Source organism: Leptolinea tardivitalis (genome assembly GCF_001050275.1).
Lineage (GTDB): Bacteria > Chloroflexota > Anaerolineae > Anaerolineales > Anaerolineaceae > Leptolinea > Leptolinea tardivitalis.
This window is the reverse complement of sequence record NZ_BBYA01000001.1, coordinates 227,576-240,994: the sequence shown is the minus strand read 5'-3', so window position 1 is coordinate 240,994 and position 13,419 is coordinate 227,576. Positions and strand designations below refer to the sequence as shown.

The following is a 13,419-nucleotide window of genomic DNA, read 5'->3' as shown; positions in this document are numbered from 1 at the left end:
TTTTCCGTTTGACTGGGTAGAACCTGGAACTCACTTAATAAAGAACCAGCCGGTTCCGAGTATCAGAACCGGCTGGCTGCAAAGATATTCTTTTTATGCTTTGGCGAGACCTACCGTAAGCGTTTCGCCATCAAACGAATCGGTGACAACAGCCATGTTTTGAGCGGGTGTTCCCGAACCAATTTTCACCGTCAAGGTTTCGGCTGTGATGTATTCTTTATATGCTTCAACAGCCTGTGCCAGTTTCGGTGTGGCGGTATACAACACCTGAATCCGGTCAGAGATTTCCAAACCGGCCGTCTTCCGCAAATCTTGTATGCGGCGGACGACTTCGCGGGCCAATCCTTCCAGGATCAGGTCTTCATTGAGATCAGTCACCAGTGCGGCCAGAGAGGCACCTTCATTTGCCACGGCAAAACCTTCGCGAGCATTGGCGCGCACCTCGACTTCGTCCGGAAGCAGTTCAAAGGATTCACCTGCCGCCTTTACTGTCACATTTTTACCTTCCAACAGCAGCCGGGCGGCTTCTTCCGGGTTAAGCGCAAGAACAGCCTGCCGGATGGCCGGGAATTTCGGACCGTACTTTTGACCCAGCTGTTTTGGAAGCGGATTAAGCGAGTAAGAGACAGCTTCACCGGCGGCATTCAGGGCGCGTACTTTCTTGACGTTCAATTCGTCCGTCAGGATATCGGCATATTGCTTGATGATGCGTCCTTCTTCAGCACTACCTGTGGAGAAAGCACATTCTGCCAGAGGCTGGCGAACTTTCCGGTTGGCTTTGTTGCGGGCGGCATGTCCAAGTGAAGCCAGCTTCATCACCAGTGCCATTTCGCGGTTCAGCTTTTCATCCACCACAGATAGGTCAACTTCAGGCCAATCTGCCAGATGCACCGATTCGGGAGCATTCGGATCAAACGATCGAACCAGATTCTGGTAAAGTTCTTCCGCCAGGAACGGCATGGCCGGAGCCAGCAATTTGCTCAATGTGACCAACGCCTCATAGAGAGTGGCATAGGCTGCCTGTTTGTCAGCGTCTGATTCGGTCTTCCAGAAACGGCGGCGTGATCGGCGTAGATACCAGTTGGAGAGTTGGTCAACAAAAGTCTCAATCGGACGGGTAGCAGCCAGACTGTCATAATTCTCATACGCATTGGTCACATCGCGGACAAGGGTATGCAGTGCTGACCGCAGCCATTGATCCAAAGGACTGTATTCGACCTTCGCGTTCTTATCCGGAGTCCAACCATCCAGATTGGCATAATTAACAAAGAACGAATAAGTGTTCCACAGGGTCAGGGTGAACGTGCGGATCACCTCGCCTACCAGATCTGCTGAGAAACGGCGTTCCTGTCCGGCCGGGCTGGCGGTATACAGATACCAACGGAAGGCATCTGCACCATGAACATCCAGAATATCCCACGGACTGACCACGTTGCCGCGGGATTTGGACATTTTCTGTCCTTCGCCATCCAGGATCAAACCCAGGCAAATGACGTTCTTAAAACAAACCGAATCATTCAATAACGTGCTTATGGCGTGCAGTGAATAGAACCACCCGCGCGTCTGGTCAACCGCTTCACAGATATAGTCTGCCGGGAATTGCTCTTTGAATTCTTTTTGATTTTCAAACGGATAGTGCCACTGGGCATAGGGCATGGATCCAGAATCGAACCAGACGTCGATTAATTCCGGTACGCGATGCATGGTACCTTTGCAATCCGGGCAGGTATATGTGATGTTATCCACATGCGGCCGGTGCAGGTCCAGTTCTTTCAGATCACGGCCAGATTTTTTGGAGAGTTCTTCCACAGAGCCGATACATTCCTGCTTGCCGCACTCCTGGCACTGCCAGACGGGCAATGGAGTTCCCCAGTAACGTTCGCGGCCGAGTGCCCAGTCAATATTATTGGCCAGCCAGTTGCCAAACCGGCCATTCTTGATATGACCGGGATACCAGTTGATAGTGTCGTTCAATCCGACAAGGCGGTCTTTCAGGCGGCTGGTGCGAATGTACCAGGTTGGCCGGGCAAAATACAACAGCGGAGTCTTGCAGCGCCAGCAGAATGGATAGGTATGTACAATTGTGCCGCGCCGGAAGAGCAATCCGCGTTTTTTCAGATCATCCATGATCGATGGATCGGCGTCTTTAATAAACACACCGGCCCACGGGGTAACCTCGGGTAGGAATTTGCCATCGGGTCCAACCGCCTGAATGACCGGCAGCCCCACGGCATTCCCCAACATCATATCTTCTGCACCATAGGCAGGAGCGGTGTGAACAAGACCGGTGCCATCTTCTGTGGATACATAATCTGCCAGCGCAACAAAATGGGCGGGTTTATCCAACTTGATGAAATTGTAGAGAGGCGTATACTTCATCCCCTCCAGAGCTTTGCCAGGCATCTTTTTGACAATGGTATACGGTTCATCGCCAAGGACTTTTGCCACAAGCGCCTCAGCCATGATTAATTTTTCTTTCCGGCCATCTTCCAGACTGCGTTCCACCACCACATAGGTTACATCAGGATGGGCAGCCACAGCGGCATTTGAAGGAAGCGTCCAGGGTGTGGTCGTCCAGATCAACAGCGACGTATCTGGATCGTCAATCAGGCGCATGCGCACAAACACAGACGGATCTTCGGCGTCATCATACCCCAGAGCGACCTCATGGTCTGAAAGCGGGGTGCCGCAGCGTGGACAATAAGGTACAACTTTAAAACCCTGGTAGAGCAGATCTTTATCCCAGAAGTTTTTCAGAATCCACCAGATTGATTCAATATAGCTGTTTTTGTAGGTCACATAGGCGGTTTCCATGTCTGCCCAGTAACCCATCCGGTCGGTCATTTTCTCCCATTCCTGAATGTAGGAGAAAGCTGACTCACGGCATAGCGCATTGAATTTGTCAATTCCATAGGCTTCGATCTGCTGTTTATTGGTGAAGCCCAGTTTCTTTTCCACTTCTATTTCAACCGGAAGACCGTGGGTATCCCATCCACCCCGGCGGATACTGTGGTAACCGCGCATGGTTTTATAACGTGGGAACATATCTTTAAATGACCGTGCCAGAACATGATGCACGCCGGGATGTCCGTTGGCCGTCGGAGGACCTTCGAAGAACACATAACTGGGCCCGCCTTCACGTTGTTTGACGGATTTATGGAAAATGTCTTTTTCCTTCCACATTTGAAGGATGGCCTCTTCCATTTTGACTACATCTACTTTTGGTGAAACATTTTTAAACATCCGGCCTCCAGAAAATAAAAACTCCCGCCCCATTCAGGGGCGGGAGAAATTCCCGCGGTACCACCCTGCTTCCAGTAAGAAAACTGGCGCTCGGTCAGAGACGCATTTATCTCTGTGCCCTGGATAACGTCTGGCAATGACGGCTCCCTTACTGGCGGTAACACCGTGTTCAGATCGCTGCTCCGGAAGGATTTTCTGCCCGTTGTTGACACCCGGCTTTCACCTTGCCCGGGTTCGCTGCGTCCACATATCAGACATACTCGTTTCCATCAATGCATTTATGTTTCAGATTATGCCATAGAAATGCATGAGGGTCAACGAAACAGAATAAGTCAACTCCAATCATTCTGAGCAGTCATAGATAAAACATTTTCCTGATGCAGCTGCTTGACAGGCATGCATCTGATCGAGGGCATAAACAAAAATCACAGGCTCAACAAATAATAAAGTGATGTAATACTCACATAATTGTGCCATTTTTCCAATTGTCATAACCTATTTATAACTATATACTAACCTTACAAATTTGTAATATAATGAATTTTGTAAAGGTTTACAAAATGTGTTTTGCACAGGTTAATCCAGAATTGCAGGTGCAAATGGATTTGACTATGCCCCACCCCGGAATCTCTGATGATTTCAATGATGCCAGTCAATTATTCCAGGCAATTATGGATAATATGGGGGACAGTGTTTATTTTAAAGATCGGCAATGCAGGTTGATGCGAGTAAGCCGGCGGTTGGCTAATTCGCTTGGTTATGAGAATCCAGAAGACCTGATCGGGAAAACGGATACCGATTTATTTGGTCAGGAATTTGGAGAAAAAACCCGTTTGGAAGAAATGAGGATCATGGAAACAGGTCAACCGATCATCGGGTTGGTTGAATGTTTTAACAGGCCCGATGGTACGAAAAACTGGACCTCATCGACCAAACACCCTTTACGAAAGAAGAATGGGGAAATTTACGGTCTATTTGGCATTACCCGGGAAATCAACGAACTAAAACAGATTGAGAACGATCTTCAATTCCTGGCTACACATGATGTGTTGACATCTCTGCCCAACCGTTTTTTGCTCTTTGACCGCCTCGACCAGGCGATTTTCCGAGCTCAACGGTATGGAACAATGATTGCCGTATTGTTTATAGATCTGGATAACTTCAAAAAAATCAACGATACTTGCGGACATGCGGCCGGTGATCTGCTTCTGGTTCAGATTGCCGGAATACTGCAGAAACATGTTCGTGAATTGGATACTGTCGCCCGGATTGGCGGTGATGAATTTGTCATCTTGATGGAATCAATAAAAACACAAGATGAGGTTGTTCAGATTGCCGATCGAATCGTCAGGGATATCAACAAAGGGATTGACCTGTATCCCACAAAACCAGAGGTTACCGTATCCATCGGGATAAGCCTGTATCCACATCACGGTACAACCTCTAACAGGCTTCTGGGTTCTGCAGACGATGCCATGTACCAGGCAAAAAAGAACAAGAATACCTACGAAGTCTTTTCCATGATCGGCGACGATCTGCATAAGAATTAACAGAAATCGGGTGGTGCTTCTTATAAATGCCACCACCCGATTTTTTCGCAGTCAATTACTTCTTTTCTGCTGCCCAGAATTCTCTGGTCGAATGTTCGTCTGGAAGAACCACATCAAACTCACCCGGCTGGGGATTCTTGAAGTCAAAACGGCGCCATTCATTCACCGCTGGCGAGCCAAAGGTTATTTCAGCAGACCGATCTTCCAAATCGAATACACAGGAATGCAGGGTTCCAAAGAACTCTGAATAGAAATGGGTACACAATCCAGCAGGATATGGGGTTCCCAGAAAGTCTTTAATTTTCTCCGGGGTCATCTTGCCTGAATTTTCCTGTACGAACCGGTGGATGGCCTGCAAACGGACATCCGAATTTGCCATACATGTTGAATCAAGCTGTGCCAGTTCTACAGATTGATAGTGGTTCGTAGCCGCCATAAACGGGGTGGCACTTTCTGCCCTCTTGATCGTTTTGTGCGGACCCAGCGCTTCCATCCGAGAGATATTTCCATTTGAATCGGCCGCGATTATGATCGGATTTCCACTGCACGGGAATTCAGTAAAGCAGGCTTCCGCTTCTTCCACATTTTTACAGGTATCCAACAGTGTCCGGACCAACGCCCAGAATTGCAGACCTTCCTGCAGGGGCGGCCGCTGCCCGGGCATGATACCCACCGGCATCCCTCCAACAGACATGGTGATGGATAGACCCTTTTCATTCAAACCATCATTTCGTCCAAAGAACAACGTGGGGAACCCCATGCTGGCATATCGCCCTTCGGGAAAAACTGTCGTCAATTTAAGATCATCCACTTTATGGCCGAAATCGTAATTACGCCCAATTAACGTATGCCCGGTGGTTGTTACCGTCGGTCGTACGGCAAAATGACTGCAATACGTTCCGCCAATATGAGTCATGGAAAGATAGACAAGTTTCTCCAGAGGGAATCCGGCCGCTTCGCTGAAACCGGTCAACTCATCTACCAATCCCGGGCAATACGTTTCCATCAGGCGGATAGTTTTGTCTACTGGCGCGCTGGCCGGTATGACAGGACCTGAACCAAAGTATTCGACGGCACCCGGAACAGGACGGATCATCTCACCCTGTTGACGGCCAATCATTTCGGCGCTTCCACGCAGTACCACATGGTGGAATTTCACATGAATGTTATTTACAGACTCCATTCTTCCTCCAATTGAGATGTATTGATCTCTATGGTAAGGTGTTCGGCAGCCGAAAACTTCCCAAATCTTGGGATAAATTTTGCAATTCTTGCGATGCTACATGGGTTTCAATGGGATATAAATATCCATGTTGAAAATTCCGTCGTACGTTGCCTCGGATACGTCCCGATAAACTTCATAACAGGGGAAATCTGCCGGCTGCATACCGCTGTCGGGGAGCCAGTCTTTATAAATGGCCTGATAATTCCTCTGAATCTCGTCTCCTCGGCAAGTTACATGGAAAATGGCACACGTCATGGCGGGCACGTCTAAAATCCCAATTACCCGGTCTTTTTTGATGGCCGGTGGAATGGTTATGGCGGCCATGTACCGGCATTTCCCTGCCGGTGTGATCAATGGGTCGTCCATTGAAATACCCAGCCGCAATGTTGATTCGGTATAGGCAGAATGGGAAATTGCCCAGGTATCCAATCGTTCCCAGGTTTTACATATTTCAACCGGGTTGTACCCTTTCAAGTACGTCAGATACGCCAGGTGCATGGCAGGCACTTCACGAATATTGACATTCCATTCGTGACGATCTTCTACCGTCATCGTGCAAACCTGAGAACCGCAGGCATCTGCGAGCGAACTCAAATACCAGCCGCGCAGGTATTCACGGGCGGTCACGCCAAAGTGTTGTTTGAATGATCGGGCAAATGTAGAAGGAGATGAAAAACCGCAGGCCATAGCAACATTGGTGATGGACATCTCGCGAGCTTTGGTCAGATAATTCGCCGCCCGTTCCAACCGAAGCCGGTTGATGTAATCCTGCGGAGTTTCCCCCATTGCCCCATGAAAAACTCGATGGAAATGGTAAGGAGAAAAGTGACTGACCTCCGCCACAGTATGCAAATCCAGCGGTTCACTGATGTGGTCATGAATATAAATGACCACCTTTTCAATTCGATCGCGGTATTCCGCCCTGGATGCAAAATTCATGGCAGTCTCTGTTATTCAATAACCCCGTAAAACAATGGGAGAGATTCCGTTTTCCGATCGCTCCAGGAAATGGCCGAAAGAATCCGGTCTTTCGCTATCCCCAAATCTGCCTGATTCTTCGCGTGAATAGTCACCAGAGGCTGTCCGGCTTCTACTTGATCTCCCACCTTCACATGGACAACAACACCGACGGAATGGTCAATCGAATCCGTCTTTCTGGCGCGCCCGCCTCCCAGTGTAATGACGGTTTCACCGATTACTCGAGCATGTATTCCAGAAATCCATCCAGCCTGTTCGGCTCGTATCGTTTCGATTACAGCTGCCTTTGGCAGCAGAGAAGGATCATCCACCACCCGGATATCCCCACCCTGAGCCTGAACAAGCAAACGGAACTTTTCAAATGCAGAATCATCTGACAGAGCACGGGCTGCCATTGATTTAGCCTCGGCAAGACTCGCAGATTTACCACTGGCTACCAGCAGGTAACCGGCAGCCTCCAGACAATGTTCCCTGAAATCATGAGGACCGCCGCCATGCAGTGTATCAATGGCTTCGGCCAACTCAAGGGCATTTCCCACAGCACAACCAAGCGGTTGGTTCATATCAGACAAGAGAGCAATCACTTTTCGACCGGATAGCCGTCCAATAGACACCATAAGACGTGCCAGTTTCCGTGCATCATCTAGCGTTTCCATGAAAGCACCATTGCCGGTTTTTACATCCAGAACAATCGTATGGGCGCCGGCGGCAATTTTCTTGCTCATAATGGACGATGCAATCAATGGAATGGATGGTACTGTTCCAGTCACATCTCGAAGGGCGTAAAGCTTTCCATCAGCCGGAGCCAGATCGGCACTTTGACCGGATAACACAATCCCGATTCGAGAAACCTGGTCTAAAAATTCCTGGCGTGAAAGATTCACACGATAACCGGGAATGGATTCAAGTTTGTCTAATGTGCCGCCGCTAAAACCCAGACCCCGGCCAGACATTTTTGCCACTTTCAAACCACAGGTCGCCACAACAGGTTCAACCACCAGCGTGGTTTTATCTCCCACTCCCCCGGTGGAATGCTTGTCAACGGCATTGCCAAGAATGGGCGACAGATCCAGGATTTCTCCGGAATGAGCCATGGCCATCGTTAGATCAGTCGCTTCCTGGTCAGTCATACCGCGCAGGAGAATGGCCATTAATAAAGCCGATGCCTGATAATCGGGGATTTCACCGGCTGTGTATCCTTTAATGAAGAAATCAATTTCTTCCTTGGAAAGAGACAGCCCGTCGCGTTTCTTGATAATGATATCGACCGCTCGAAGCGGTCGATGAGGGCTTTGATCAGATTGAGTCGGATTCATAAATATACCTCCGGCTTTCTTTTCTATGAATGCTGGCTATTTTTTTGGAACGATCGTTACCTTGCGGTTTGGTTCTTCACCCGTGCTTTCGGTGATCACCTGATCAAATGATGAAAGTTCCATATGGATGATACGGCGTTCATTGGCCGGCATGGGTTCAAGTGTCTGGCGTTTTCCGGTATGAACCGCCTGCTCGGCCATTCGGCGGGCTAATTGTTGAAGCTGGCGTGTTCGCCGTGACCTGTACCCCTGAATATCGATCACCAGGGGAACCCATTTTTCCAGTTTTTTGCTCACAATCAGGCTGGCGATGTATTGCAGGGCGTTGAGCGTTTCGGTACGCCGGCCGATCAAAATGGAAAGATCATCACCATTGATATCCACAAGTACCTGACGTTCTTCACCAGATTCTTCCGGTTCAGTATAGTGTGCGGTTACAGTGGCAAAGACTTTCATCTTTTCCAAAAGTTCTTTGACCGTCTCACGGGATGTCTGCAACACGGCATCTTCATTCGCAGCAATGGTGGATGATTCCGCCGCAGGCATTGTGCTTTTCTTCCCGGGAAAACTGCCCGGCGCGGAAACTTCTGCACTAGATTCTTGTTTTAATACGAGTCGCACCCTTGCCTGCCGGCCACCCAGACCAAACAGACCTTTGCTTCCTGAATCTAGAATTTCAACATCTACCGCGTCGCGGGTAATTCCAAGTTGAGAAACCCCACGGTTTACAGCTTCATCCACAGTCGGGGCGATGATTTCGAGTGTAGTTTTCTCTTGTCCCATGTTCGCTCCCAGGTTCTAAAAGTCAGGCTTTGGCAGGTTTACGGGAAGGCAATAAATTTCTCCAATTGACCTTGCCAAGAGCTGCATATTGCAGAATACCAATGATATTTGAAGCTACAAAATATAAAGAAAGACCTGAAGCCAGTGTAAAAGCCATATATCCCATTAATAATGGCATATAAATGGTCATCATGCCACTGATCTGGGCACTTTGGTCATCCGGACTGGCAGGAGGAGGGGTGGTCAGCTTGGATTGAATATAGGTGGTGATGACCACCAGAATGGCCAGAATGGGGATCGGGAAAGGCAACCCAGGAATATGAATCAGATCAGGTGTTCCCAAATCCATCCAGAGGAAGCGATTGTTCAGAGGGAGCAATGTTCCAATATTCAAAAAACCCGTGTAGATATGATTGGTCAATTTGAGCACTTCCAATGGAGAATTGGTCAGTGATTGAATGACCGCCTGATACAGGGCAATAATGATGGGCAATTGGATCAATGTGGGCAAACAACTTGCCAATGGATTGATTCCCAATTCCTGATAAAGCTTCATCTGTTCCTGTGATAGCTTCTCTTTATCATTTTTGTATTTCTTTTGAGCTTCGATCCATCGTTTATCTTTCTGCATCTCAGCCATGGCTGTCGAACCCTTCAACTGTTTTACTGTTAAAGGATGAGTCGCCAGACGGACTACGATGGTGAAGACAATGATGGCAATACCAAAGTTCTGCCCCAGTAGACTGTAGATATAGAGCAGAACATTAATCATGAAACCGACAAAAGCATCCCACATATTGATCCTCTATTTGGAGGGAGTAAAGGTCCAAACCAGTTTACCGTTTTCGTCCAGCGCAGCCAGAGATTTGTCGCCTTCAAAAACGCCAAAAATGACATTGTTGCCACTGACTACAGGTGTGGCATAAAGTTTACCACCAACCGTCTGTGTCCATACCTTCTGGCCGTTAACAGAAATGCACAGGGCATCACCATTTTGAGTGCCAACAAACAGACCTTTATCGGTTAAAGCCAGTCCACCTACAACCGGAGAACCGGCATCGGTTTCCCAAATTTTGCTTCCATCTTTAGAAGAAAGGGCAAAAACCTTTCCAGATTGATCACCAGCGAATATCTTATCGTTATCCACCACAACAGGAGACCAGACACCACCACTGGTTTTCACCTGCCAGTTGATTTTGCCGCTGTCAGATGCAATGGAGAAGATTTCATTATTTAATGTACCAATATACAGGTTTCCATCTTTGCCAAGTACCTGGCTGAAAACCACCGAACCGCCCAGATCAACCGTCCAGAGGACTTTCCCTTCTGCTCCGGGATCAATGGCATACAATTTTCGATCCATTGAAGAGATAAATACGGTCTTTCCGTCGGTCACCGGGGTGCTCCAGATGCCATTGGAGGCGGCAAATTTCCATCGAACTTCGCCGTTACTGTTATAAGCATACAGGTGACCATCGGCATTGGGCGCCAGAATAAGATCATCGATCATCACCGGCGAGGCGATAAACCGTCCGGTGGCATCTTTCTTTACCCATTTTTGCAGGCGGGTTGTCGGGTCAATACTATGGAATTGTGAGGAATAGTCACCTACATATAAAGAGCCATTTAATAAAGCGGGGGCAGAGGCATACATATTGGTGCCTTCCGCTTTTTCAGGATATCTTCCAATTTCCTGACCGGTTTCTGCATTGATAGCATACACAAATGAACCGGAAGATACAAAAAGCGTATCGACCTGTTTGTCTGCAATAGCCTGATCAGTGGTTAATTTCTGCAAAGTCGCTTTGTCAACAACCAGGCTTTCCGGCCAGGATGCTGGTGCCGGAGTTCCACCACAGGCAGACAGCAGAAAAGAAAAAGTTACAAAAAGGAGTAATAACGAAATTCTTCTCTTATGCATTTTTTGACTTTCTTCACCAGGTGCATTCAATTAAGGAACCGGGTCATACCCACCCGGATTGAATGGATTACATCGTAAAATCCGCCAGATCGCCATTCCTGTTCCCTTGAATGCTCCGTATTTGTATATGGCCTGATAGCCATAATGCGAACAAGAAGGATAAAATCGGCAGGTATCAGGCGGCATCGCTGGACTGATAATCGCCTGGTATCCACGGATCAATCCACACAGAATAAGACGCGGAACATTTTGGATTGTTAAAGGGATGTCACGAACTCGTGGTTCGTCGTGATACCGTTCTAAGACTTCAGATTCTTCATCCATTTGAAATATTGATCAAACCAGCACGTTGAAACACACTGCTTACAACATTCTCGAGATCACGGAACTCTGCTTTTTGCGATGGTCCCCGGGCAATGAGTACGGCTTCAAAACCCGGTTTCATTTCTGGTAACAAATGATCGCATATAGCTCGCAACCTCCGGCGGATAAGATTTCTCTCCACCGCTCCGCCTACAGATTTTCCTGTAATGATGGCTATGCGATGAGTATTCTCTGAAGCGGTTGAAACAACCAACACGACAAGCGGGTGGGCATACGATTTACCTGCGCGCCGCACCCGCTTGATATCGTTGGATCGGGTCAGGCGAAACCTGCGTTTCACCCATCTACCTTATTTCCTGAACGTCAACACGGAAATTTCCCTGTACTGATTTCTGATTGAGAAACCGGTACATTATCGAATCCACTCTACCAGCGAATCCGTTTCACATGATTGTTCATCGATACAGTCAGTTTATGGCGGCCTTTAAGTCGGCGGCGTTTTAATACTTCGCGGCCATCTGCGGTGGACATGCGTTCGCGGAATCCATGAACGCGCACACGCCGGCGAATTTTGGGTTGATACGTCCGTTTGGTCATGCTTTACCCTTTCAAACAAGGAAGATTGCAAATACAACTCAGTACAAGAGGTAGCATTGTAACCGATGGAAGGCTGTCAGTCAAGTTTCATGCGTCTGACAGAATCGGGCCTCATACCTTTCTGTACCGATCAATTTGCTTTTTTGGGCGCATCAAACAGCTCGGAGAGCTGCAATGCTCCTTCGGGATCGGTCACTGATAGGATTTCGTCATCTTTCTCAAAAACGGAAACACCCCGCGGAACGATGACTTCACCTTTGCGAATGATGGCCGCAATAACACAATGTTCAGGCAGACCGGCATCCTTAAGCATCATGCCTATGGCTTTCGCTCCTTCGGGAATTTTTTCTGTTACCAGCGAATAATTTCCCCGGCGCAATTTCAAGAGAGTCATCATGTCACCCATTGACATTTCTTCTTCGATAATATGTGACATAATGGCCGATTGGTTGACAGACACATCCACGCTGAATACGTCGTCAAATAACCAGGCATCGCGTGGATTATTGACACGGGCAATTGTCCGCGGGACGTTATATTTCAGGCGGGCGTAATGACAGACAGCCAGATTAACTTCATCACGAGTGGTAACGGCTGCCAGAACATCGGCATCTTTAATACCTGCCTGGTCGAGGATGATTGGATCAATGGGATTGCCCTGGAATACTGATTCTGTAGGCAATTCCCGATGGATCATGGATAATACATCAGAACGGTTCTCAACGACATGAACTGTATGATTCTGCTGGATTAAAGTTTTGGCAAGCTGGGTTCCAGTCCGACCGCCGCCAACAATTACAACAAACATGTCAGGCCTCCTGCTTATCCACGTTCTTCAGACGGCGGCGCAAGTTTTCAATTCCTTCAAACGTTGCGCTGAACAGCGCTACATCACCGGAGCGAACTTTGGTATCCCGAGAAGGAATAACCGCCCGGCCGGCGCGAGTCAAAGATACTGGGAGACAATCGTCACAATCAATCAGTTCATTAAGAGTCTTCCCATCCCAGATATCATTGATCACCACCTCGTAGAGCTCCACCTCTCCATTTCCGGCGGAGAAGACGGTTCTGATGTCCGAATGGAATATTAGCTCTTCCATTCGCTGGGCCCCCCAACTGGTTGAGCTGACGGTTTGTAGTCCAAAATATTCAAATAACTCTCGGGTTCGTGGATCGTAATTGCGAGCCAGAACATTCGGGACTTTATACACCGATCGGGCAATATAAGCAGCCACAGCATTCAACGAATCCGAATTTGTGACCGCCGCCACCGCATCAGCTTTTTCAATGCCCGCCCTGTGCAATACATCCTGACTGAGGGCTTCCCCTTCATTCAGTCGCCCCTGGAAATCTGCAGGGAGATTGTTGAATGAAGCAGGAACATTATCAATCACAGATACTTCATGGCCGCGTTTATACAGGTTATATGCCAGTTCTGCACCAAGCCGGCCGCAACCAATAACTATCACTTTCATCTTCTCT

At 48.3% G+C, this 13,419-nt stretch carries 13 protein-coding genes and 1 other annotated feature; of the genes, 1 reads left to right on the top strand and 12 read right to left on the bottom strand.

Features of this window, described 5'->3' with window-relative positions; genetic code table 11:
- Positions 1 to 93: 93 nt before the first annotated feature.
- The gene (gene ileS / locus LTAR_RS01150) at positions 94 to 3,243 is read right to left on the bottom strand and encodes an isoleucine--tRNA ligase (protein WP_062420294.1); all 3,150 of its coding nucleotides are present in this window, start codon (positions 3,241 to 3,243) and stop codon (positions 94 to 96) included.
- A 32-nt stretch (positions 3,244 to 3,275) separates the two neighbouring features.
- Positions 3,276 to 3,525: a binding site (T-box leader), on the bottom strand.
- A 317-nt stretch (positions 3,526 to 3,842) separates the two neighbouring features.
- Between ileS and LTAR_RS01145 the strand changes: the two genes are divergently transcribed.
- Positions 3,843 to 4,793, top strand: a complete 951-nt coding sequence (locus tag LTAR_RS01145) for a sensor domain-containing diguanylate cyclase (RefSeq protein ID WP_158423368.1) — start codon at positions 3,843 to 3,845, stop codon at positions 4,791 to 4,793.
- 55 nt (positions 4,794 to 4,848) lie between these two features.
- Here the strand turns inward: LTAR_RS01145 and LTAR_RS01140 are convergent, their stop codons facing one another.
- The 11 genes from LTAR_RS01140 to LTAR_RS01090 all read right to left on the bottom strand — a co-directional run bounded on the left by LTAR_RS01140 (position 4,849) and on the right by LTAR_RS01090 (position 13,412).
- Positions 4,849 to 5,976, bottom strand: coding sequence for a C45 family autoproteolytic acyltransferase/hydrolase (locus LTAR_RS01140; RefSeq protein ID WP_062420292.1), 1,128 nt, complete (start codon positions 5,974 to 5,976; stop codon positions 4,849 to 4,851).
- Positions 5,977 to 6,072: 96 nt separating this feature from the next.
- A complete protein-coding gene (locus LTAR_RS01135) occupies positions 6,073 to 6,957 on the bottom strand; it encodes an AraC family transcriptional regulator (protein ID WP_062420291.1) in 885 nt (294 codons plus the stop codon).
- An 11-nt stretch (positions 6,958 to 6,968) separates the two neighbouring features.
- On the bottom strand, positions 6,969 to 8,312 hold the full coding sequence (locus LTAR_RS01130; RefSeq protein WP_062420290.1) for a thymidine phosphorylase: 1,344 nt from the start codon (positions 8,310 to 8,312) through the stop codon (positions 6,969 to 6,971).
- A gap of 36 nt (positions 8,313 to 8,348) precedes the next feature.
- The gene (gene jag / locus LTAR_RS01125) at positions 8,349 to 9,095 is read right to left on the bottom strand and encodes an RNA-binding cell elongation regulator Jag/EloR (protein WP_062420289.1); all 747 of its coding nucleotides are present in this window, start codon (positions 9,093 to 9,095) and stop codon (positions 8,349 to 8,351) included.
- A gap of 22 nt (positions 9,096 to 9,117) precedes the next feature.
- Positions 9,118 to 9,891 (bottom strand): YidC/Oxa1 family membrane protein insertase, encoded by a 774-nt coding sequence (locus LTAR_RS01120; protein WP_062420288.1) that lies wholly within the window; start codon positions 9,889 to 9,891, stop codon positions 9,118 to 9,120.
- Between the two features lie 9 nt (positions 9,892 to 9,900).
- The gene (locus LTAR_RS01115) at positions 9,901 to 11,016 is read right to left on the bottom strand and encodes an outer membrane protein assembly factor BamB family protein (protein WP_139044375.1); all 1,116 of its coding nucleotides are present in this window, start codon (positions 11,014 to 11,016) and stop codon (positions 9,901 to 9,903) included.
- Positions 11,017 to 11,046: 30 nt separating this feature from the next.
- Positions 11,047 to 11,340, bottom strand: coding sequence for a membrane protein insertion efficiency factor YidD (gene yidD, locus LTAR_RS16785; protein WP_081419730.1), 294 nt, complete (start codon positions 11,338 to 11,340; stop codon positions 11,047 to 11,049).
- Positions 11,333 to 11,680 (bottom strand): ribonuclease P protein component, encoded by a 348-nt coding sequence (rnpA, locus tag LTAR_RS01105; protein ID WP_062420286.1) that lies wholly within the window; start codon positions 11,678 to 11,680, stop codon positions 11,333 to 11,335. The genes yidD and rnpA overlap by 8 nt, the downstream gene beginning before the upstream one ends.
- A gap of 86 nt (positions 11,681 to 11,766) precedes the next feature.
- On the bottom strand, positions 11,767 to 11,937 hold the full coding sequence (gene rpmH, locus LTAR_RS01100; RefSeq protein WP_062420285.1) for a 50S ribosomal protein L34: 171 nt from the start codon (positions 11,935 to 11,937) through the stop codon (positions 11,767 to 11,769).
- A gap of 130 nt (positions 11,938 to 12,067) precedes the next feature.
- Positions 12,068 to 12,745 carry a potassium channel family protein gene (locus tag LTAR_RS01095; RefSeq protein WP_062420284.1) on the bottom strand — a complete coding sequence of 226 codons (678 nt, stop codon included), beginning with the start codon at positions 12,743 to 12,745 and terminating at the stop codon, positions 12,068 to 12,070.
- A 1-nt stretch (position 12,746) separates the two neighbouring features.
- Positions 12,747 to 13,412, bottom strand: a complete 666-nt coding sequence (locus LTAR_RS01090) for a potassium channel family protein (RefSeq protein ID WP_062420283.1) — start codon at positions 13,410 to 13,412, stop codon at positions 12,747 to 12,749.
- Between the last annotated feature and the right edge of the window lie 7 nt (positions 13,413 to 13,419).